19 protein-coding genes are annotated in these 21,983 nt (G+C 37.1%); 9 read left to right on the forward strand and 10 right to left on the reverse strand.

Annotation, left to right across the window (positions count from 1 at the left end; translation table 11 throughout):
- The first annotated feature begins 18 nt into the window (after positions 1-18).
- The 4 genes from BMY50_RS23370 (at position 19) to BMY50_RS23385 (ending at position 5,479) form a co-directional block, all read left to right on the forward strand.
- Positions 19-1,731: a peptide MFS transporter gene (locus BMY50_RS23370; protein ID WP_093329879.1), complete on the forward strand. Its 1,713-nt coding sequence runs from the start codon at positions 19-21 to the stop codon at positions 1,729-1,731.
- 252 nt (positions 1,732-1,983) lie between these two features.
- Entirely contained in the window at positions 1,984-2,712 is a 729-nt protein-coding gene (locus BMY50_RS23375) for a polyprenol monophosphomannose synthase (protein WP_093329884.1), read from the forward strand.
- A 122-nt stretch (positions 2,713-2,834) separates the two neighbouring features.
- The gene (gene ruvB / locus BMY50_RS23380) at positions 2,835-3,857 is read left to right on the forward strand and encodes a Holliday junction branch migration DNA helicase RuvB (RefSeq protein ID WP_093329887.1); all 1,023 of its coding nucleotides are present in this window, start codon (positions 2,835-2,837) and stop codon (positions 3,855-3,857) included.
- 107 nt (positions 3,858-3,964) lie between these two features.
- A complete protein-coding gene (locus BMY50_RS23385) occupies positions 3,965-5,479 on the forward strand; it encodes a bifunctional GNAT family N-acetyltransferase/carbon-nitrogen hydrolase family protein (protein WP_093329891.1) in 1,515 nt (504 codons plus the stop codon).
- A 13-nt stretch (positions 5,480-5,492) separates the two neighbouring features.
- Here the strand turns inward: BMY50_RS23385 and BMY50_RS23390 are convergent, their stop codons facing one another.
- On the reverse strand, positions 5,493-6,056 hold the full coding sequence (locus BMY50_RS23390; RefSeq protein ID WP_093329895.1) for a hypothetical protein: 564 nt from the start codon (positions 6,054-6,056) through the stop codon (positions 5,493-5,495).
- 85 nt (positions 6,057-6,141) lie between these two features.
- On the opposite strand from BMY50_RS23390, the gene BMY50_RS23395 reads away from it, so the two are divergent.
- On the forward strand, positions 6,142-7,764 hold the full coding sequence (locus tag BMY50_RS23395; RefSeq protein WP_093329902.1) for an ABC-F family ATP-binding cassette domain-containing protein: 1,623 nt from the start codon (positions 6,142-6,144) through the stop codon (positions 7,762-7,764).
- 96 nt (positions 7,765-7,860) lie between these two features.
- Here BMY50_RS23395 and BMY50_RS23400 read toward each other — a convergent pair whose 3' ends face one another.
- The gene (locus BMY50_RS23400; RefSeq protein WP_093329907.1) at positions 7,861-8,517 is read right to left on the reverse strand and encodes a TetR/AcrR family transcriptional regulator; all 657 of its coding nucleotides are present in this window, start codon (positions 8,515-8,517) and stop codon (positions 7,861-7,863) included.
- Between the two features lie 248 nt (positions 8,518-8,765).
- Positions 8,766-9,773, reverse strand: a complete 1,008-nt coding sequence (gene holA, locus BMY50_RS23405; protein ID WP_093329912.1) for a DNA polymerase III subunit delta — start codon at positions 9,771-9,773, stop codon at positions 8,766-8,768.
- A 231-nt stretch (positions 9,774-10,004) separates the two neighbouring features.
- Between holA and BMY50_RS23410 the strand changes: the two genes are divergently transcribed.
- Entirely contained in the window at positions 10,005-10,469 is a 465-nt protein-coding gene (locus BMY50_RS23410; RefSeq protein ID WP_093330008.1) for a type I restriction enzyme HsdR N-terminal domain-containing protein, read from the forward strand.
- 49 nt (positions 10,470-10,518) lie between these two features.
- Here BMY50_RS23410 and BMY50_RS23415 read toward each other — a convergent pair whose 3' ends face one another.
- On the reverse strand, positions 10,519-11,163 hold the full coding sequence (locus BMY50_RS23415; protein ID WP_093329917.1) for a hypothetical protein: 645 nt from the start codon (positions 11,161-11,163) through the stop codon (positions 10,519-10,521).
- A 210-nt stretch (positions 11,164-11,373) separates the two neighbouring features.
- On the reverse strand, positions 11,374-14,019 hold the full coding sequence (locus BMY50_RS23420) for a valine--tRNA ligase (protein ID WP_093329925.1): 2,646 nt from the start codon (positions 14,017-14,019) through the stop codon (positions 11,374-11,376).
- A gap of 123 nt (positions 14,020-14,142) precedes the next feature.
- On the opposite strand from BMY50_RS23420, the gene BMY50_RS23425 reads away from it, so the two are divergent.
- Positions 14,143-15,426, forward strand: a complete 1,284-nt coding sequence (locus tag BMY50_RS23425) for an alpha/beta hydrolase (protein WP_093329929.1) — start codon at positions 14,143-14,145, stop codon at positions 15,424-15,426.
- 81 nt (positions 15,427-15,507) lie between these two features.
- On the opposite strand, the gene gyrB is transcribed toward BMY50_RS23425, so the two are convergent.
- A complete protein-coding gene (gene gyrB / locus BMY50_RS23430; protein ID WP_093329932.1) occupies positions 15,508-17,466 on the reverse strand; it encodes a DNA topoisomerase (ATP-hydrolyzing) subunit B in 1,959 nt (652 codons plus the stop codon).
- 179 nt (positions 17,467-17,645) lie between these two features.
- Between gyrB and BMY50_RS23435 the strand changes: the two genes are divergently transcribed.
- Positions 17,646-18,254, forward strand: a complete 609-nt coding sequence (locus BMY50_RS23435; protein ID WP_317040861.1) for an OmpH family outer membrane protein — start codon at positions 17,646-17,648, stop codon at positions 18,252-18,254.
- A 37-nt stretch (positions 18,255-18,291) separates the two neighbouring features.
- Here the strand turns inward: BMY50_RS23435 and BMY50_RS23440 are convergent, their stop codons facing one another.
- Positions 18,292-18,435 carry a 30S ribosomal protein THX gene (locus tag BMY50_RS23440; RefSeq protein WP_093329937.1) on the reverse strand — a complete coding sequence of 48 codons (144 nt, stop codon included), beginning with the start codon at positions 18,433-18,435 and terminating at the stop codon, positions 18,292-18,294.
- 84 nt (positions 18,436-18,519) lie between these two features.
- The gene (locus BMY50_RS23445; RefSeq protein WP_238383866.1) at positions 18,520-18,954 is read right to left on the reverse strand and encodes an META domain-containing protein; all 435 of its coding nucleotides are present in this window, start codon (positions 18,952-18,954) and stop codon (positions 18,520-18,522) included.
- 327 nt (positions 18,955-19,281) lie between these two features.
- Between BMY50_RS23445 and BMY50_RS23450 the strand changes: the two genes are divergently transcribed.
- Complete coding sequence (locus BMY50_RS23450) at positions 19,282-19,536, forward strand: hypothetical protein (protein WP_317040862.1); 255 nt, start codon at positions 19,282-19,284, stop codon at positions 19,534-19,536.
- A 25-nt stretch (positions 19,537-19,561) separates the two neighbouring features.
- On the opposite strand, the gene BMY50_RS23455 is transcribed toward BMY50_RS23450, so the two are convergent.
- A complete protein-coding gene (locus tag BMY50_RS23455) occupies positions 19,562-20,290 on the reverse strand; it encodes a phosphatase PAP2-related protein (protein ID WP_093329946.1) in 729 nt (242 codons plus the stop codon).
- Between the two features lie 262 nt (positions 20,291-20,552).
- On the reverse strand, positions 20,553-21,251 hold the full coding sequence (gene rpiA / locus BMY50_RS23460; RefSeq protein WP_093329949.1) for a ribose 5-phosphate isomerase A: 699 nt from the start codon (positions 21,249-21,251) through the stop codon (positions 20,553-20,555).
- Between the last annotated feature and the right edge of the window lie 732 nt (positions 21,252-21,983).

Consider the following 21,983-nt stretch of genomic DNA (forward strand, 5'->3'; position numbering starts at 1 on the left):
ATAAAAAATAGATTTACAATGAGTGAACCACAAATCTTAAATCAAGAACCACAAAATGTACAAAAGGGACATCCAAAGGGTTTGTATGTACTGTTTACCACTGAGATGTGGGAACGGTTCAACTTTTATGGAATGCGTGCCCTGCTTACGCTTTTTCTAGTCAATGCACTTGCATTTTCTGATAAGGACGCCTCTATAGTCTATGGAGGATTTTTAGGACTAAGCTATTTAACGCCTATGCTTGGTGGGTATATTGCTGATCGTTACCTGGGGAACAGGAACTGTATCATTTTAGGCGGTTTAGTGATGGGCGTAGGTCAGCTCTTTCTATTTTTTAGCGGTTATATTTATACATCCAATATCGACATTGCCAAGCTGGCTATGTGGACGGCCTTGGCCACTATTATTATTGGTAATGGTTTCTTCAAGCCCAATATTTCATCAATGGTAGGGCAACTATATAATAAAGGAGACAGCAGATTAGATTCTGCTTTTACCATTTTTTATATGGGAATAAATGTAGGTGCATTTTTAGGAATGTCTGTTTGCCCATTCCTTGGAGATGTTAAGGTTGGGGATATTAGGGTAGTAGAAGCTTTCAAATGGGGCTTTTTAGCTGCAGGCATGGCAATGTTTTTGGGGACCGTGTTATTCATTTTCCTTAAAAACAAATATGTTATATCTCCAAAAGGTGAGCCTGTAGGGGCAAAACCAGAATTTAGTGCCACCGAACAAAGGGATGCAACCGGTGAAGCTGAAAAGGCCAATTTCACTAAGGGCTCAATGGTAGCTGCTGTTGTACTTTTAGGGATATTGTATGTTGTTTTTCATTTTCTTTCACTGGACCCAAATCCGATAAAAAGTTGGGTTTATCCATTCATTTACGCTTCTGCCCTAAGTCTTGCATTCTTAATTTTGACGGATAAATCCATCACAAAAGTGGAACGTGATCGTATTGTCGTTATGTACATCATTGCCTTCTTCGTCATCTTTTTCTGGTCGGCCTTTGAACAAGCCGGATCATCACTCACATTCGTAGCCGATAAGCAAACCGACCTTAACTTTTTAGGCTTTCAACTTCCACCAAGTTTTATTCAGAACGCCAACTCCATTTTTATTGTAGTATTTGCTTTGCCTTTTAGTTGGCTATGGCTTAAACTTCAGAAAAGAAATCTCGAACCAATATCTCCAGTAAAACAAGCAATAGGATTACTGCTGTTAGCGGTTGGCTATTATATCATTGCCGTACAGATAGCAAAAATTGGCACAACAGGAAAATTAGCCGTGCACTGGCTTTTTATTATGTATCTGTTTCACACGCTAGGCGAGTTATGCTTGTCACCTATAGGTCTTTCATTAGTTTCTAAATTAGCGCCAAAACGGTTCTCTTCTCTTTTAATGGGCGTTTGGTTTATAGGAAATGCTGCTGGCTATGCATTAGCCGGAACACTTGGAGCCTTAATCCCTCCTACTGGAGATAAATTCGAATTTGCTGCATCAAAAGGCATTGACCTGCAAGCTGTTCTAGACGGCACCATCAAACCTACTACAGAGCAAATAGCTATACTGGCACAAGAAAAAATTGATACCATATATCCTACATTCGTTGGATTTACTATTCACAATTTATATGAATTCTTTATGGTATTCGTAACCTTATCCGGAACAGCAGCTATTGTCTTATTTTTAATTTCCGGTATCCTTAAAAAAATGATGCACGGAGTTCGATAATTAGCAGTTTTTTACGTGAAATAGAATAAGATATAAGAGAAGCTGGATTCAACTTCTCCTATATCTTGTTGTTTATCAATAGCCTATCCAAGTTGCGTTACCCTCACCTGTATTATCCCGATAGGCATGCGCAAAGGTGCCTTACCAGGTTTGTTATTGAATTTCTGAACTCATAAAGAATAATCGGATTCAGATTAATAAGTAAAAAAATAATTACTTTCGTATTTTAAATTATTTACGTAAATAGCAATCGTGTCAGATAGTATCGTCATTATTCCCACTTACAATGAAAAAGAAAATATCGAAAAGATAATCCGTAAGGTATTCTCTCTTTCTTTCCCGTATCACATCCTGATCATTGATGATGGTTCTCCCGATGACACCGGTGCTATTGTAAAGTCGTTACAAAGTGAATTTGATGGTCAACTGTACCTAGAAGAACGAACGGGTAAATTGGGATTGGGTACTGCCTATATTCACGGTTTTAAATGGTGCCTTGAAAAAAATTATGCATATATTTTCGAAATGGATGCCGATTTTTCCCACAATCCCAAAGATTTAATAAAATTGAGACAAGCCTGTGTGGACGGTGCCGATCTAGCAATTGGTTCCCGTTACATTAAAGGGGTCAATGTAGTTAATTGGCCTATGAAAAGAGTACTAATATCATACTTTGCCTCCGGCTATGTTCGTTTGATTACAGGTACTGAGATAAGGGATGCCACCGCCGGGTTTATATGTTATAAGCGAGAAGTACTTAAAACCATTCCTTTAAATAAAATTAAATTCGTTGGATATGCCTTCCAGATAGAAATGAAATTTACGGCGGTTAAATACGGCTTCAAAGTAGTTGAAGTTCCCATAATATTTACCGATAGAACGGAGGGGACTTCTAAAATGAGTACCAAAATTTTTAGAGAAGCTTTTTTTGGTGTTATTCAAATGAAGATCAGTAGCTGGTTTAGGCAGTACAATAAGTAAACCCAATTTTTTTAGTATTTTTGCTTTTATAGACATAAGTAGAAAGGCACACCGACTCAAACAGTCTTGATACTTGATACTAATGTCTTGATACTTGACACGAATAGTCTTGATACTTCAACATGAATGAACACTTAAATCCCAATGCAGACCATTTAAGCAAAACGGAAAAAGACGTTGAGAAAGTTTTACGACCTCAAGCTTTTGAAGACTTTACAGGTCAGTTTAAAATACTAGAAAATCTGCGGGTGTTTGTACAAGCCGCTAAACTTCGTGGAGAAGCATTGGATCATGTGCTACTGCATGGCCCTCCAGGCCTGGGAAAAACTACACTCTCTCATATAATAGCCAATGAAATGGGAGTAGGCATCAAGATCACTTCAGGTCCCGTTTTAGACAAGCCGGGTGATTTAGCCGGACTTCTTACCAACCTAGAAGAAGGTGATATCTTATTTATTGATGAAATCCATCGACTCAGTCCAATGGTTGAGGAATACTTATATTCGGCTATGGAAGATTTCAAGATTGACATTATGCTTGAAACAGGACCTAATGCTCGCTCCGTCCAATTATCGCTGAGTCCATTTACACTAGTGGGGGCGACCACTCGCTCCGGACTACTTACTGCGCCCTTACGTGCTCGCTTTGGCATTAATGCTCGTCTGCAATATTATGATGCAAAACTGTTAACAACTATTGTATTACGTTCTGCTGGAATCTTGCGTACCCCTATTAGCGACGAAGGAGCTTATGAAATTGCCCGCCGAAGTAGAGGAACTCCACGTATTGCCAATGCGCTTTTACGCCGTACACGCGATTTTGCTCAGATAAAAGGAAATGGAGAAATAGACACAGAAATAGCAAATTATGCTCTTAATGCGCTAAATGTAGATGAGCATGGCTTGGATGAAATGGACAACCGAATTCTAGTTACCATTATAGACAAATTCAAAGGTGGCCCAGTTGGGCTTAAAACCATTGCGACGGCTGTTGGAGAAGATGAAGGTACTATTGAGGAAGTATATGAACCGTTTCTGATACAGGAGGGTTATATTATGCGTACCTCACGGGGACGCGAGTGTACTGAATTAGCTTACAAACATCTGGGAAGAGCAAACTATCCAAAAGGAAATACGTTATTCTAAAAACATAGTTATGAGGTATCCGTTTCGAATTATGAGTCTATAAATCATAGATTATTGAACAGCGAAGCGTGCTCGTAACCCATAACTAACAACTCGCAACTTAATATATGAACATAAAAATCAGACCCTTAGGCCTTGCAGATTATAGTGATTTAAAAATTTCCATGGCAGAAGCTTATCATGGCACCGCTGGAGGGATTTGGCCAAAATCGAGTATCAAAAATCTATTGGAAATTTTCCCGGAGGGGCAGCTTTGTGTAGAAGTCAATGAACATGTGGTTGCTTGTGCATTGTCTATCATTGTCGATTCTAAAAAAACAGATAGAACCCACTCCTATGAAGAAATTACAGGCAAATACACCTTTAAAACACATGATCCTGATGGGGATGTTTTGTATGGAATTGAATTATTTGTACACCCCGATTACCGGGATTTACGTTTAGGAAGAAGATTATACGATGCAAGAAAGGAATTATGCGAGCAACTGAATTTAAAAAGTATTATAGCTGGTGGTCGCATTCCAAAATATCATGAACATGCAGACACACTCAGTCCTAAACAGTATATAGAAAAAGTTAAACAGAAAGAACTGTACGATCCTACCTTAACTTTTCAGCTTTCTAATGATTTTCACGTCAAGAAAATTCTTAAAAATTACTTACCCGAAGATGAAGAGTCTCTGGAATATGCCACCCTATTGGAGTGGAACAATATTTATTACGAGCCTAAAACAAGTTCTATATCTCCTACCAAACAGAATATTCGCTTGGGGCTTATACAATGGCAAATGCGCTTATTTAACAATACAGAGGCTTTTTATGATCAGGTAGAATTTTTTGTTGATGTAGTAAGTGGCTACGGTGCAGATTTTGCACTTTTCCCAGAATTTTTCAATACCCCTTTGATGGAACCGTATAATCATCTGCCTGAACGGGATGCCATGCGAATGCTGGCTAAACATACAGAAGAAATTAAAGATAAAATACAACGATTGGCAGTTTCCTATAACGTAAACATCATTGCAGGGTCTATGCCCTATCTAACAAAAGATGAAAAACTATATAATACCACTTACCTCTGCCATAGAAGTGGCAAAGTAGACGCATACGACAAAGTACACATTACACCAAACGAATTAAAATATTATGGCATGTACGGTGGAGATAAGGTTCAGGTTTTCGATACCGATTGTGGAAAAATAGGCATTCTGATATGTTATGATGTAGAATTTCCAGAATTAAGTCGCATCCTTGCAGACCAAGGCATGAAAATTCTTTTTGTGCCATTCTTAACCGACACCCAGAACGCATATACCAGGGTTCGTAACTGTGCACAAGCACGAGCTATTGAAAATGAGTGTTATGTGGCTATTGCAGGCTCTGTAGGGAACCTACCAAAGGTAAATAATATGGATATTCAATACGCCCAATCAGCAGTATTCACACCATCTGACTTTGCTTTTCCTACAAACGGGGTAAAAGCGGAAGCCACTCCAAATGCCGAGATGGTATTGTTTGCCGATGTTGATTTATATGCTTTAAAGGAGCTTCATGAATATGGAACCGTGAAAACGATGAAAGATAGACGAACGGATCTTTATAAAGTGAATCTATTGAAATAGCAACAATTGGCACTTAATCAATGAGTTTTTTATGCAAGGCCTTTCCTCTACTTTGCAAGGCTGCTGAACCATCTTTTAAATAAAATTCGATCTGGGCAAGAAGTTCATCCTTTATCCATGGAAATTGTGGTGTCATATAGTACAGTACATCCATACAATTGACACGTACCGCTACTGGGGTAGCTGGGTTTATTAACCATTCGAACATTGTCTCTACAATTCTTTCATGAACAGTGGAAGATAATTTATTGAACATGGTTCGGCGGATGTCGCTTGCTTTAGGATTACTTATATGCATTAATATCTTCGAAAAAAGCCGTTGGCAACTGTCATTATCTTGCTTCGGTAACTGTTTGATAAAATCATCTAGAATAGGTATAAATCTTATAGGGTACTTATCTTCCACAAACTCCAAAATCCAGGAAGCTCGAAAAGCTATTGGTTTTTCAGCATGGTAACAGAGTGTTAATAAATCCAACATAGAAAAATTCGTAGTGGCTGCTATTTCAGCCAACGCAATTGCCTGCGATTTCTTCAATGTTTTTGATATTTCTATTAAGAGTTGTTCCTTCGTCATAATCTTTATATTTCATTTCTTTTGCTTTCCACTTTAAGCTTTTCGCTTTAGGCTTTTCGCTTTCAATTGCCTATCTTTGCGCCCTATGATCAGTGTTTCAAATCTCTCATTACGCTTTGGTAAACGCGTTTTATTTGACGAAGTTAACTTAAAATTTACTCCTGGCAACTGTTACGGCATAATTGGTGCAAACGGTGCTGGCAAATCAACTTTTCTTAAAATTATTACAGGTGAGGTAGACCAAACCACTGGGTCTATCAACATCACACCAGGTGAGCGCATGGCTGTGTTGAGCCAAAATCACTATGCTTTTGATGAATATTCAGTAATCGAAACGGTTATGATGGGGCATAAAGAGCTGTATGATATCATGAAAGAGAAAGATGCTATTTATGCAAAAGAAGATTTTAGCGATGCAGATGGTGAACGTGCCGGAGAATTAGAGAATCGTTTTGCTGAAATGGACGGATGGAGTGCTGAAAATAACGCTGCTACCTTACTTAGTAATCTAGGTATCAAAGAAGATTTACATTATAAACTCGTTAAAGAACTAGATGGTAATCAAAAAGTGCGCGTATTATTAGCGCAGGCACTCTTCGGAACACCAGATATTCTGGTATTAGATGAGCCTACGAACGATTTGGATATTGACACCATTGCCTGGCTTGAGAACTTCTTGGCTGATTATCAGGGCTTGGTACTAGTTGTTTCTCACGATCGACATTTCTTAGATGCTGTTTGTACGCATATCGTAGACATAGATTTCAGCAAGATGACCATCTATACCGGCAACTATAGCTTTTGGTATGAATCTAGTCAATTGGCCTTAAAACAACGTTCTGATCAAAATAAGAAATTAGAAGATAAAGTAAAAGAATTACAAGAGTTTATTCGCCGCTTCAGCGCTAATGCCTCTAAATCTAAGCAAGCTACTAGCCGTAAGAAAGCGCTCGATAAAATCAACCTTGACGAAATAAAACCATCCAGTCGGAAGTATCCTGCTATCATGTTTAATGAAATGAATAGGGAGCCAGGCGATCAGATTCTTCAGGTTGAAAACTTAGGTAAAGTGGCAAATGGAGAAGTTCTCTTTGATAAGGTGAATTTCATGATGAATAAAGGAGACAAAATAGCTGTTTTAGCCGAAAACAGTTTAGCAACAACTGCTTTTTATGAAATACTAACAGGTAGAGACAAAGACTTCAAAGGAACATTTAAATGGGGTGTAACCCAAAGCATCGCAGATATCCCCATGGATAATAGCTCTTATTTTGAGGGTAAGAATGAAAATTTAATAGACTGGCTTCGAGAATATTCGGAAGCAGATCAAGACGATCAGTTTGTGAGGGGGTTCTTAGGAAAGATGCTTTTCAGTGGAGAAGAAGTGCTAAAAAAATGCTCCGTTTTATCAGGGGGGGAAAAAATGCGCTGCATGTTTTCAAGAATGATGCTGCAAAAAGCAAATCTATTACTATTTGATGAACCAACAAACCATTTAGATCTTGAATCTATAACAGCCCTGAATAATGGCATGAGAGATTTTAGAGGTTCAATACTCTTCACATCCCGAGATCATGAATTAACACAAACGGTGGCAAACAGAATAATTGAGCTAACGCCAAACGGCACTATTGATAAGTTAATGACTTATGACGAGTATATTAACAGTGAAGACATCAAACAGCAACGTGAGCGCATGCTTAAATAAGCGCTAATGTAAGGGTGTAAAATCCTTTTTTCTACACCCACTTAATTGAGGATTAAGACATTTTTAAAGAAACTTTGTACTTAATCCTTTTTTATTTTAGCATTTGTTCTTTTTTACTTCAGAAAAAGCCCATTTACTAATTTGTTCAATAGCAGTTTTTATCCGGCCTCGCCCCTCCTCTGTCTTAATATCAATTTCGCAAAATGTGCTGCCATTATGTTTCGCATGCAATACCAAGTAATAGATCCCCGCAACCTGTAAAGCTACTAAGCTTCTTAGGTCTATACCGCTGCCTTCAAAAAGTGGATCGGAAAGTTTGAACAATTCGCTACCTAAATGTTCACGTGCATCAGCAATATCACGCATTAAACTACTATGTTCACTTATTTCCCATAATACAATTTCCTGCATTTCTTCGGCCGTATAAAAGAAATCAAACTGCGCACTTAGCAATTTTGAAAGGGTATGTTCTCCAAAATCAGTCGGGCTTTCGACAATCTGCACCTTATCTACAAAACTTACCCAATAATCTTTCTCACGCACATATTTTTCAATAAGATTTTCAACGCTTTCGAAGTATCTATAAATTAACTTCTTATTTACGCCAGCTTTTGCTGCAATCTTATTAACACCTAAACCATGATATCCTTCCGCTCTGATGATTTCGCCCACAGCATTAAGTAATTTAAGTTTAGTCCTCTCCTTATCCCTTATTTCCCCTTGAGGTCGTTTTCTTTCCTTTTTCGTTAGCATAATTTAGCAGCATTTTAGGTTAATGTAAATCAGTATTTCCCACGAAAAACACACACTATTATTCCCCAACATGAGTGATGTTTTAAATACTTAAGCCAAATGTCGCAAACTATCTCGTATTAAGAAGATTTTTATTAAAATTGTGCAAATATAATTTAAAAGGTATTTTGCCTACTATCGCTATAGGCGGGCGATTGATATAGATGCGCAAGTGAGCCACAAAACATGAACAACAATAAATAGCCCAATTAGTGTAAAATCTTAAACATTAGTTCTTTCATTAAATCCTCTGACTCCAAATTAATCGCATCGACACCTTTGGATTTCAGATCATATTCTTTCAGGTAGTTCATCACATTAAACAATTTACCCGGAGGGTAACTACGCGCAGCCATTTCATAGTCCTTCAAAAAAAATGGATGTACGCCCATCTCCTTTGCTGCAACTTGTTGGCTTTTATCAGGAAGGTAATGATATTTCAATATTTTTGAAAAATAAGAATATAAGGATCCCATCACGACAGGAATTGGATTTGATTTCGGATTAGCCGCAAAATAATCAACAATTTGGTTCACCTTATACACATCTTTCTTTCCCAGAGCCGTATTTAACTCAAAAATGTTGAAGTCCTTGCTTATACCTATATTATTCTGTACATCTGCAATATTAATCTCTCGTTCTTTTGGAACGTTCAACATCATTTTGTCTAACTCGTTCGCAACTTTTGAAAGTTCAGCACCCAGATATTCACCGATCAAAGCAGCAGCTTGCGGGTGTATTTTCATCCCATGTTCCTTCACATAATCATCTATCCAAGGAGCCAATTTATTGTCATAAATTTTTGTAGATTCAAATACAATCCCACTTTTCTCTATGCTTTTATAGATTTTTTTACGCTTGTCGAATTTTCCATATTTATAGGCAAACACCAACACGGTGGTAATTAATGGGTGCTCCATATAAGCCTGAACAAAATCATCTGCCTTGTCCCATTTTAAGTTTTGGGCCTCCTTTATAATAATTACCTGATAATCGCTCATCATCGGATAACGCTTTGATGCGTTTACAACAGTAACCCAATCAGTGTCCTTGCCATATAAGATGGTCTGGTTAAACCCTTTCTCCGCCTCACTAAGTATCTTATGTTCTAAGGCGTTTGTTATTAAATCTATGTAATACGCTTCTTCTCCATGTAAAAGATAAATAGGCTTAATTTTTCTTTTTTGGATATCGGCTATTATAGTTGATGCACTCATTCTATCGTCTACTAACAGGCCATAGAGGTATCTAAAACTTCTTTACGTCACTTCGTCGAAATGACGATACTTTTTGGACGATCCCTATAGCATTAAACACAAAATAACAATAAATTCTGGCTTTTGACAAATAATAAAGGTTCATTAAAATCCATATTTTAACAAAATACTATTAAGTTTGCAATGAAGATACAAGACCTACAGAACGTCTTAAAAATTGTTGTCTTGAACATGTTAATTCCGACTCCACTAAATTTACCTAGCTATCCTTTTAAACTCGTTAGAGATAAGAACAAGCTTGTCATTTTTGACGAAATACGGAAAAAATATTTAGTTTTAACACCAGAAGAGTGGGTAAGGCAGCACTGGATACAACATTTAATAAATACCAAAGGTTTTCCAAAAACGCTCATCCAGTCCGAAGGTGGGTTAAAGTTAAATTCTTTACAAAAAAGAACAGATATTGTGGTTTTCAACAATTTGGGTAAGAGGGTATTAATAGCAGAACTAAAAGCTCCTTCGGTGAAAATAACACAGGCTGTATTTGATCAGGTTGCAAGATATAATATGGTGCATCGAGTACCTTATCTGCTCGTGAGCAATGGCATGCAACATTTTTATTGCCAGATTAATTTTGAAAATGGTTCTTATATATTTTTAGAAGAGTTACCGCATTATACAGAACTTAATATCTAAAAAGAAAGCCGCAATTAATCTGCGGCTTTCTTTGTTTATCAGCAATTTATTACTTTGCGGAAATGCTTAACTCAACCACATTTGCGTAAATGAAATTCATGGCTTTATGATTAGATTTAGCAGGATTTTCCTTTTTAAAGTCGTCAAGCAACCTAACCTCAAGATTATCTGTTCTATCAATATCTAAAACCCCTCCTAAGCAAGGATATTTTTGTGTTAAATCACCTCCATTAAAATCTTCTATATACCCGAATCCATCAACATTTGAATAAAAATTTGTAAAAGTAACGGGTAAAAAATTATTCGCTTTTACCAAATCTTTCAGCGTAGAGCCTACTCGAATACCTTCTTCTAATTGATAAGGACCCATATCATTGTTTACGCTTAATTTAGCGGCTTTATTAAATGGTGCACTAGCTTCCGACCAAGTTACCACTACCTCTTCCGGAGTGCCTTGTAAAACCTTCGTTATATTTAATTTCTTACCGTCGACATCTTTTGTTTCATCGGCCAGTTTATCTGCTCCAAACTCTTTTTCAAGATCTGCATGGGTATAACTTAATTTAACTTTGCCAATTCCTTCACAAGTTATAAGATTAGGATCTGGTTGTTTCTCTTCCGTACCTTTTTTTGACGAACCGCCGCAAGAAGCAAGGACAAAGCCTATAAGCGCTAAACTTAGAATTTTTCTCATTTTAATTTCGTTTTATAATCAACAATAAATCTCACGAATATAAGAAAATGTTGTACTTTTTTATATCGCCTCTTATAAGTTACCTAAATCAATTCGCAAACGCAATCATTCCTAAGTGATACACCTTCTCGTTCCACTTATTTTTTGAACCATAGTAAGCATATCACTATTTGCCCAACAAATAACTAACAACAAATAACCAACAGCGAGCTAAAGCGCGGCCAGGCTCTCTTCTAAAATCTTTAGCTTGGCTTCTGCGTCTATTTGTTTATTTCGTTCGTTTTGGACAATTTCAGGTTTTGCATTTTGTACAAACTTCTCATTTGCCAATTTCGCCTTAACCGATTTTAGAAAACCTTCAAGATAGTTGATTTCACCAGTTATTCTCTCTTTTTCTACCGCCACGTCTATATTCTGCAAAATAGAAACAAAAAACTCATCCTTTTCTGCTATAAAACCAAGGCTTGTATCAGGCTTTTCATTTACAAAGGTCACTTCATTAATATTCGCCAATTTACTAATGCTATCCATATAAGACCTGTAATCTCTTCCGCTATTCACTTTAACCGCTAAAGGCAACGGTTCTTTGGGCGAGATCTGCTTTGTATTCCTTATATTTCGTATTTCCGATACTACCTGTTGTATAACTACATAGTCTTTTAAAAGATGTTCATCAATATCACCACCTTTAGGATAGGGAGCAACAATACAGCAGTCCATTTCGGTTCTTATACCAAACAATTCGTCGTGCCATAATTCCTCTGATAAAAAAGGCATAAAAGGGTGAATAAGTATCAATAACTGCTCAAAAAGCTCCTTAGTATCTTCATACAAAACCTTTGCAATAGGTTGTTGGTAAGCTGGTTTCACCAATTCGAGGTACCAAGAACAGAAATCATCCCATATCAGTTTATAAATACTCATCAAGGCGTCAGACAAACGATAAGCAGCAAAATGTTCGTCGATCTCTCCAATGGCTTGGTTGAAGCGACTTTTAAACCATTCTACAGCATTTAACTCTGCTTCCGTTGCACTTGCATCCGTCGCTTCCCAGCCCTTAACTAAGCGAAACGCATTCCAAATTTTATTAGCGAAGTTCCTTCCTTGTTCGCAATAAGCCACATCGAACATCAAGTCGTTCCCTGCTGGAGATGACAAGAGCATACCAACCCGTACGCCATCAGTACCATATAGATTCATCAGTTCTATTGGGTCTGGTGAATTACCCAGAGATTTAGACATCTTACGACCTAGCTTATCCCTTACAATCCCCGTTAAATAAACATTTTCGAAAGGTGCTCTTCCACGAAATTCATGACCGGCAATCATCATCCGCGCCACCCAAAAGAAAAGTATCTCTGGAGCAGTTACTAAATCATTGGTTGGGTAATAATAATTAATATCTTCTCCATCGGGATTTTTGAAGCCATCAAACACTGAGATAGGCCATAGTCCAGATGAAAACCACGTATCTAATACATCCTCTTCTTGATAAATACCCCTGGTACTTTGCCCAACTTTCTCAAATTCAACAATAGCCTCTTTCTCTGTCTTAGCCACCACCCAATCCTGCTTATCATTATACCAAGCAGGAATACGTTGCCCCCACCATAGCTGACGGGAAATATTCCAATCTTTCACATGCTCCATCCAATGACGGTAGCTATTAATAAATTTATCAGGAATCAGCTTAACCTCCCCATTTAACACGTAGTCCAAAGCTGGCTTTGCAAGATGCTCCATTTTACAGAACCATTGCATGGAAAGTTTAGGTTCGATAGCAGCATCTGTTCTTTCGGAAAAACCTATTTGCGACTTATAATCTTCCACTTTCTCCAACTGGCCGGTCTCTTCAAGTAGTTTAGCTATTTTTTTACGAGCAATGAAACGATCCTCTCCTATCAATATTTGCGCCTTTTCATTTAAGGTCCCGTCATCATTCAAGATATCAATTACCTCTAACTTATGTTTTAGCCCCAGCTCATAATCGTTTAAGTCATGGGCCGGAGTGACCTTTAAACAACCCGTACCAAAATCCATTTCCACATATTCGTCTTCAATAATTGGTATTTCCCTATTAATCAGAGGTACGAAAACTTTTTTACCCTTAAGATGCTTATAACGATCATCATTTGGATTGATACAAATGGCTGTATCAGCCATAATAGTCTCAGGGCGAGTAGTTGCTATCGTCAGATATGTCAGTTGTGAGTTGCGAGTTCCGAATTGCGAGCTATCTTCGGCAATTTGATACTTGATATAATACAGCTTCTGATTAACTTCCTTACGAATGACTTCCTCATCAGAAACAGCCGTTTTCCCCTGAGGATCCCAATTGACCATACGTATACCGCGATAGATATAACCCTTTTTATAAAAATGGATAAAAGTATCAATAACGGCATCGGTTAAATCAGGATCCATGGTGAAACGCGTACGATCCCAATCGCAAGAAGCACCCAACTTTTTTAACTGTTCTAAAATAATGCCGCCATATTTTTCTTTCCATTCCCAAGCATACGCTAAAAATTCCTCTCTTGAAATATCTTTTTTATTAATACCCCTCTCTTTAAGCATTGCCACCACTTTCGCTTCCGTAGCGATGGACGCGTGATCGGTACCCGGCACCCAGCAAGCATTTTTTCCCTGCATACGGGCGCGACGAATCAACACATCTTGTATCGTATTATTAAGCATATGCCCCATATGCAATACGCCTGTAACGTTAGGTGGAGGCATTACAATTGTATAGGGTTCTCGATCGTCAGGAATGGAACGGAAAAACTTTTTTTCCAACCAATAAGAATACCACTTATCTTCCGCCTCTTTAGGATTGTAGGTTTTCGCTATGCTCATTGTATTAAAATTCAGTATATTATATAAGAGGTGCAAACCTACTATAAAATTCGCTTATTTGGAAGTTTAGTTATAGGACTTATCGGAATACTTTTTGTATATTAAGACAAAAAAGTAAAATACATGACAACTCGTATATACTCATTGCTTCTTATCGTATTGTTAATAGACGCTAGTAGCCTGTTCGCACAAATCAACAATATGGAAACAGCCTCGCAGTTTATCTCTTCATTAGCATCTTCCAAATATGATGACGCATTGAATAATACTTCGGTAGATTTTAAAGCAAAAGTAAGTACAGAAGCGATGGCTAAAATATGGAATGGGCTAAATGAACAATTTGGAAGATATGAAACATTAGTTATACCCGATAGCATAGATAAAAATGCAACACCTTTAACGCTTTCAGCAACCTTTCAGCATTATATCGTTCCGCTTACATTTCATTTTAATGCGGCGCATGAGCTAGTTGGTTTTTTTATACAACAAACGCCCAAAGTAAGATCCAATGTAAGTAAGAGTCCGGCTAATTTTCCTGAAGAAGAAGTAAAAATAAAAGTTAAAGGAGGCATTATTGGCGGCACAATCATGACACCTAAAAATCCACAGAAGGGTATGCCTATTGCATTAATTATTGCAGGCAGTGGCCCTACCAACCGCAATGGTAACAATCCATACGGAGCTCAATCCAACACCTATCTACTATTGGCGGAGGCACTGGCAGATAATGGTATCGCCAGCTTTCGCTACGATAAAAGATTAATTGGTGAAAGTGCTCATTTTGAAAACAATCAAAATAAAGTTGTATTTAATGATTTTGTGGAAGATGCTGTTATTTTAGGTCAATTTTTAAAAAGCAGGAAAGATTTTGGTAAACTTTATATCATTGGCCATAGTGAAGGTTCGAATATTGGTATGATAGCTGCTCAACAATTAAACCCAGCTGCATTTATTTCCATTGCGGGGCCAGGTGAGAATCTCGCCAAAATATTAGAGACCCAACTATTAACACAGCCGCATTTGGCTGATGAAGCAAAACCCATAATAAACCTACTAGTGCAAGGAAAAACGGTAAAAAAAGTGCCGCCAGAGTTGAACGGTCTTTTTGATAGCTCTATCCAGCCTTTTATTATTTCATCGTTTAAGGTAGAGCCATTAGCAGAAATCAAAAAATTAACGATGCCTATACTATTAGTGGCGGGAACGAACGATCTGCAAGTTCCTTTTAATCATGCAGAGAAACTCAAACAAGCGAACCCAAAGGCCGTATTATTATTGATAAAAAACATGAATCACGTGCTTAAAACAGCTCCAGCAAGTCAACAGGCAAATTTAAAAACGTATGCAAACCCTAACCTTCCTCTTAATACAGATTTAATCATCGGTTTGATCAATTTTTTGAAATAAAATTTAAAGAAAATAACAGAGGGCAAAAAAGTATTAAACACTTCTTTGCCCTCTGTCGAAATATTTCGCTATTTAATAGCCTTACACGTCTATTTTAGCATATTTAGCATTACGTTCAATAAATTCTCTACGTGGAGCAACCTCATCTCCCATTAACATGGAGAATACACGATCGCACTCGGCAGCATTTTCAATACTTACCTGGCGTAAAGTCCGCGTATCTGGGTTCATAGTAGTATCCCACAGCTGTTCAGCGTTCATTTCTCCCAGACCTTTATATCGTTGAACATGTACACTATCTTCTTTCCCGGCGCCTTTCAAGCGTTGAATGGCTGCTAATCGTTGATTCTCATTCCAAGCATACTCAAAGTCTTTTCCTTTCTTTACTAAGTATAGCGGTGGAGTTGCTATATAAACATATCCACTCTCTATCAACTCCTTCATATAACGGAAATAGAATGTCAAAATTAAAGTAGTAATGTGCGAACCATCCACGTCGGCATCTGTCATGATAATTATTCGATGATAACGTAGCTTCTCAAGATTCAATGCTTTTGCATCCTCTTGCGTACCGATACTCACGCCAAGCGCAGTAAACATATTCTTGATCTCTTCATTTTCATAGATCTTATGTTCCATCGCCTTCTCTACATTCAATATTTTACCACGTAATGGTAAGATTGCCTGGAACTCTCTATTTCTACCTTGTTTAGCCGTACCACCTGCCGAATCTCCCTCTACAAGGTAAATTTCACATTTTGAAGGATCGTTATTAGCACAATCGGCCAACTTACCCGGCAAACCACTTCCGCCCATTACCGTTTTACGCTGTACCATTTCGCGCGCTTTGCGCGCCGCGGCACGCGCTTGGGCAGCAATGACAACTTTTTGAACGATCGCTTTAGCCTCTCTTGGGTTTTCTTCTAAGTAAGTGCCTAAAATCTCACCAACAGCTATATCCACCGCACCCATTACCTCATTATTTCCCAATTTAGTTTTAGTTTGGCCTTCAAATTGTGGTTCGGCAACTTTCACAGAAATAACAGCTGTAAGGCCTTCCCGGAAATCATCCCCGGTAATCTCTACCTTGAGGTTTTTCAATAAGCCCGATTTATCGGCATAGGTTTTTAAAGTTCGGGTTAATCCGCGTCTAAAACCGGCAACATGTGTTCCACCCTCAATCGTATTAATGTTATTCACATAAGAATGTACATTCTCGGAGTAGGTATCATTGTATTGCAAGGCTAACTCAACCGGAATACCCTGCTTAATTCCTTCAACATGTATAGGATCAGGAATTAGCGGTTGACGGTTTCCATCCAAAAATTTCACAAATTCACTTAAGCCGCCTTCAGAGAAAAATTCATCATGTCTTAAAGATCCATCCGTTTGTTCGTCCCGTTCATCTTTAAGCGTCAAGCGAATTCCTTTATTTAAATAAGCCAATTCCCGCAGTCTTCCAGCCAATATATCATAGCTATAAACTAAGGTCATTGTAAAAATACTCGGATCTGGGTGAAAAGTCACCGTCGTACCTGTACGATCCGTTTCACCTATTACCTTTACATCATATAAAGGTTTTCCTTTTTCATATTCCTGCTTAAAAATCTGACCTTCTCTATGTACTTCAGCTATTAGTAATGTTGATAATGCATTCACACAGGAAACACCCACACCATGTAAACCTCCTGAAACCTTATAGGTATCTTTATCAAACTTACCACCAGCATGGAGCATAGTCATTACCATCTCTAGAGCAGATTTATTCTCCTTTTTGTTGATCCCGGTTGGAATACCCCTACCGTTATCTTCAACAGAGATTGAGTTATCTGTATGAATAGTTACATGAATGTCTGTACAATAACCCGCTAATGCTTCATCTATGGAGTTATCTACTACTTCGTACACCAGATGGTGTAATCCCTTAACACCAACATCACCGATGTACATAGAGGGTCTTTTTCTAACGGCCTCTAAGCCTTCTAATACCTGTATATTATCTGCGGAATAATTGGATTTGTTTTTGTTTTCTTCGCTCATGTATCGTTTAGTTCCAAAACACAAAAATACGAAATTTTACTGACAGTTTACTACATCATATAGAAACAATTACATTCTACATATCGAATAAATCGCTTCAAGAGCCTTATTGTGTAAAATTGGATATGAAAGCAATTTTACATAAGTTTGCGCTTTATTGATTAGGATTTAAACAACTTATGATGAACAAACCATTCGCTCATTTAACAAAAATCACCTTAGGCCTTATCTTAGCGGCGACTACAGTGGCTTGCAATAATAACCCAAGTAAAACACCAGCCTCCAAGTCTGGTAACGATAGTGCCGCTACCGTTTCTGGCGGAGACAAAATTGTATATGTCAATTCTGATTCTCTTTTAGCAAATTATGCCTACTTTAAAGACATGCAGGCAAAGCTTCAAGAGAAAGCAAAAAAGACGCAAGGCGAATTACAAGCAAAAGGTAATGCTTTTCAACGTGAAGTAGCAGATTATCAAAAAAATGCTGCCACCATGAGTGCGGAGCAACGTCAAAGTACGGAGGAGCGTTTAGCACGTAAACAAGAAGAATTAGGTAAATTTAATCAAAATGCCAATCAAGCATTTGCTAGCGATGAGGCGCAAGAGCAAGAAAAACTTTATAACAAAGTTTCTGATTATCTAAAAACACATGCAAAAGACAAAGGGTATAAATTTGTACTTACTTATGCTAAAGGTAATCCGGGTGTTCTATTTGCCGATGAAAGCTTAGAGATCACGAAAGAGGTGGTAGATGGCTTAAATGCAGATTACAAAAAAGAGAAAAAATAATCAATCATAAATTAAAGCAAAAAGGATTGATAGCGTGTCAATCCTTTTTGCTTTTAGGAGCAATCTTTTCTTTAACTTTTAATGTCGTATCTTCTTTATTTTTCTTCTTCCCAGGTCTAGTTTTACCATATGACCCCATAATGATTTTTCCTCTTTTGGTTTTTTTATCTCCTTTTCCCATAATACTGAATTAAATATTTTTGATAAATAACTGAGTGAACAAAAGTAGAATTCTAAGATACGAAAATTTGCAATAAGCTAGCTATTATTTAGCTACTCTCTTAAACCGCATAAGTGCTATATCTCCCATAATAAGATGAAGTGTTTTCCCCTCATCGGTAATATCATATTTATTGATCTTTTCTAGTGTACTTATGAAGGTACTTTCCCCCTGCCCAGGACAAGCCATTTTTGTCATACCTAGCCCATCTTTGAAACTTATACTATGTCCATCCCTATTTAATTTTCCAAAGAAGTTATTGCAGCTTGTATTACCACTTATTCTATTAGAGTCTGCCTCAACCTTTAAGAAGGGCTTTTTATTTGGATATAAACCATCAAAAGCAATCCGCGGACCACTGATATAATCAAGCTCCCAAGTACCAGACAGGTCATCTTTTTTCGTCGTCATACCCTTTTTTGCTGTACAGGCAGCAACGATGACGGTTAACATTGTCATTAGTATAAAAATTTTTCTCATATAATCATTGTTTAAAACAGATAAGACTATTTTCTGCATAACAGGTTTCATCTTAAAATGTTTTATTTTGGTTGTTAGTAACAAGACATAAGTAGCAAGATATAAGTATCAAGACACAAGTAGTAAGCTCCCTAGTAGTTATGACTTATCAGCTGTGAGTTTGACATTCATCGTTCATCGCTCATCATTTATAAATCTTTTTCATTGCTCAAACATTTTTTTAATATCGACATAATTCCATGCAAAATGCAATAACCCGAACCCAAACCACCTAATCATTTACTGTAATAGAATTTCCTTAACTTTGCATAAAAAATGACTATGCAAATGAAAGAGCCTTTTGATATTACCCTCAATGAGATCGACTATGCCATTTTCCCGGAAGAGGAAAGTATCTATACCGTGTATAAAGATGGTATTGAATATGTTAAAATCATGAAAGACACTGAAAGCAGCTGGCTAAAACTTGATCCTGAAACAGAGCTTCCTCGTTTCGAAGCAGATGATGAAATCAATGCTATTGGTAAAGAAATCATCGCTTATGAAGCAAGTACAAGCACACCATCAAATGACCTCGACTAGTTTACAAAAGACGCTTTCGGCTAAATTAAAACGGATTATTCCGATGGAATTCGGAAGAAACAGGCACACTTACCTTTTCCTTTGCAATTGCTAAATAAGCTTTATACCATCCACTTAAAGCTATTTCCCTACCTAACCAGAAACATACATAAGTAAATACAGGGGCAGCAAATACATCAATACTATAATGTACATGTTGTATCAGCACCATACTTCCAACCAAGATAGTAGCGAACAAGGCAATTAATTTATCCGTTTTATTATTAAAACACAGGAATATCAGAAACATAGTAGACGTATGGCCTGAGAAAAAAAGGTCTTTTGTTATAAAGTCTGCTTTACCATATGTAATATTGCTAATTGGGTCTACCAACGGTATGAGTCCAATTGGTGGATCTAGCGGGACAAGTGAAATGGACAACATCCTTGTAAAAAGCACTAGGATAAACCCGTATAAAGCAGTAATCATAATAGCGGGACTAGAAAAGCATCTATAAAACAACAAAGCGCTTGTTCCCCATATACAAATAAATAAAGGTATAGATAAATCTTTGGCCGGCAGCAAATTTAATAAAGGGTCATATAACAAGGTTCCATCTCTAAGTTCTATATGATCAAAGAAATGAGGTAGCACCAATAATAGTACTATGAGTAAAATATGACCGGCTATCAACCAGCTTTTAAAAGCCCAGCTCTGCATCGCCTGTTTCCAGGTAATGGTGATAGCTTGATTGGCATGAAATATAGGCTGCATCTCTTCTTTTAAAATCAACTGCAAATTTGGCTTAACATTTTGATAATATGAAATTAATTTTTTCTAATGTCTAATATTCTACTATAACAAGCTAAAAAGCCGTCAAAATGATTAACTCTTTGTAATGCAATAACGACAAAAGAAGCAAAAATGCTACGCCATATTTTATGCACGTAGCTAAATCCAAAAACTATAGTAACTACTCATCGTGTAGTGAATGCAGTTGAATAGATTAACAAAGAATCATGCTTTTAGAAAATCCTTATATAATCTGAGTATCAGCGTTCAGTATTTCGACGCCATTCTCACTTGCAACCAGTGCTTTATTTGCTAAATGGTAAAACAAAGAATGCTCTATAACGCCCGGAATTAATTTTACAGATTGATTCAATTGCTCCAAGTTGGTAGCCGACTTAAATTTGACGTCTAATAACATATTTCCGTTTTCTGTAATAACGGCTCCATCTTTTTGTTGCCCCATCCGGATCTGTAATTCAGCATCTGGATACATCACCTTTAACTTATTCCAAACAAAGCTCTCAGCCGCTGGTAAAATTTCTACACATAACGGAACAACGGTTTCCATTAATTGTGCGTTAAACTTAGATTCATCGACCAAAAGAATAAATTCTTTCGCCATAGAAGCCATTAATTTTTCCAGAGTATGTATACCTCCACCGCTTTTTAAAGCGTTCAGCTCAAGATCATAATGATCGCAACTGTCAAAATAAAAATCGATCTCCCTTATTTCGGCAACATCCAGTGTTTTTAAACCTACTGCTCTTAAACGGGACTTCGTCTTGTAGGATGGACTTACAAAAAATAATGTCTTAATAAAAGGCAAATCTTTAATAAAATCCACCAAGTAGCCAATGGTTGTACCAGCCCCAAGGCCTATTGTCTGACCCAATTTAATATAATCCAATGCCGCTTTGGCGGCTTGTTCCTTTTTATTGTTCATATTTTCTGTTAAAATGTTTGCAGCACATTTGAAATAAACAGCCTAACCATCTATATCAAAGATAGAAAGCCTTTCCAACAACAAAGCAAATTTCCTCATTTAATAAAAGTGCTTAACGTTCGCCAATTAAAGGTGGCATACATGGTCAAAAAAAAACAACAACTAATCTATAGTTTCTTAATTAAATTTAAAACAAACATCACCTATCAAGTAAATCCATATCAATAGAAATCACTTTTTTAAAAAAACTCTTGCTTTCTAAAAAATATTCTATAAATTCACAAAAAAGTTACAAACTTAATGAACTAAATTAGAGAGACACCTAAGAACTAAAACAACAGACAATTCGTACAGTCAGACCGAAGCAATTTTTAGAAAGCAACATGATAAGATAAATTTTCAGGCTTCAACCACCTGAACACTCTTATAGAAGTATGTTTATTCATGTAGATAGATTGTAAATCGCATCTCGATTGTAAAAGCGCTTAACCAAATCAATATTTTTCGTGAGGTAGGATTTTGTGTGCATTAAAGTATCGCTTCAGCTAGCTACAAATAGCTTTTTATCGCGACAGGGAATTCTTGTGCCTATTATACTGGTATCAAGCGCCGCTAGATGCTTTGATTGCACGAAGGAGATTTATAAAAAGCAATCCCGTTCTTAAACAATTATTTATAACCAAAATCAACGAAACATGAAGAAAATTATGCTATGCTTTGTTTTTCTGATAC

The sequence above is a fragment of the Olivibacter domesticus genome (assembly GCF_900109575.1).
GTDB classification, from domain to species: Bacteria; Bacteroidota; Bacteroidia; order Sphingobacteriales; family Sphingobacteriaceae; genus Olivibacter; species Olivibacter domesticus.

Excerpts from the sequence above, each read along its gene's own strand:
- BMY50_RS23420 (WP_093329925.1), bottom strand. The coding sequence starts at position 14,019 with ATGAGCATAGCGAAAACCTACAATCCTAAAGAGGCGGAAGATAAGTGG.
- rpiA (WP_093329949.1), bottom strand. The coding sequence starts at position 21,251 with ATGAACAATAAAAAGGAACAAGCCGCCAAAGCGGCATTGGATTATATT.
- BMY50_RS23425 (WP_093329929.1), top strand. The coding sequence starts at position 14,143 with ATGACAACTCGTATATACTCATTGCTTCTTATCGTATTGTTAATAGAC.
- BMY50_RS23435 (WP_317040861.1), top strand. The coding sequence starts at position 17,646 with ATGATGAACAAACCATTCGCTCATTTAACAAAAATCACCTTAGGCCTT.
- BMY50_RS23450 (WP_317040862.1), top strand. The coding sequence starts at position 19,282 with ATGAAAGAGCCTTTTGATATTACCCTCAATGAGATCGACTATGCCATT.
- gyrB (WP_093329932.1), bottom strand. The coding sequence starts at position 17,466 with ATGAGCGAAGAAAACAAAAACAAATCCAATTATTCCGCAGATAATATA.
- BMY50_RS23415 (WP_093329917.1), bottom strand. The coding sequence starts at position 11,163 with ATGAGAAAAATTCTAAGTTTAGCGCTTATAGGCTTTGTCCTTGCTTCT.
- BMY50_RS23385 (WP_093329891.1), top strand. The coding sequence starts at position 3,965 with ATGAACATAAAAATCAGACCCTTAGGCCTTGCAGATTATAGTGATTTA.
- BMY50_RS23400 (WP_093329907.1), bottom strand. The coding sequence starts at position 8,517 with ATGCTAACGAAAAAGGAAAGAAAACGACCTCAAGGGGAAATAAGGGAT.
- BMY50_RS23455 (WP_093329946.1), bottom strand. The coding sequence starts at position 20,290 with ATGCAGCCTATATTTCATGCCAATCAAGCTATCACCATTACCTGGAAA.
- BMY50_RS23395 (WP_093329902.1), top strand. The coding sequence starts at position 6,142 with ATGATCAGTGTTTCAAATCTCTCATTACGCTTTGGTAAACGCGTTTTA.
- ruvB (WP_093329887.1), top strand. The coding sequence starts at position 2,835 with ATGAATGAACACTTAAATCCCAATGCAGACCATTTAAGCAAAACGGAA.
- holA (WP_093329912.1), bottom strand. The coding sequence starts at position 9,773 with ATGAGTGCATCAACTATAATAGCCGATATCCAAAAAAGAAAAATTAAG.
- BMY50_RS23440 (WP_093329937.1), bottom strand. The coding sequence starts at position 18,435 with ATGGGAAAAGGAGATAAAAAAACCAAAAGAGGAAAAATCATTATGGGG.
- BMY50_RS23390 (WP_093329895.1), bottom strand. The coding sequence starts at position 6,056 with ATGACGAAGGAACAACTCTTAATAGAAATATCAAAAACATTGAAGAAA.
- BMY50_RS23445 (WP_238383866.1), bottom strand. The coding sequence starts at position 18,954 with ATGAGAAAAATTTTTATACTAATGACAATGTTAACCGTCATCGTTGCT.
- BMY50_RS23370 (WP_093329879.1), top strand. The coding sequence starts at position 19 with ATGAGTGAACCACAAATCTTAAATCAAGAACCACAAAATGTACAAAAG.
- BMY50_RS23410 (WP_093330008.1), top strand. The coding sequence starts at position 10,005 with ATGTTAATTCCGACTCCACTAAATTTACCTAGCTATCCTTTTAAACTC.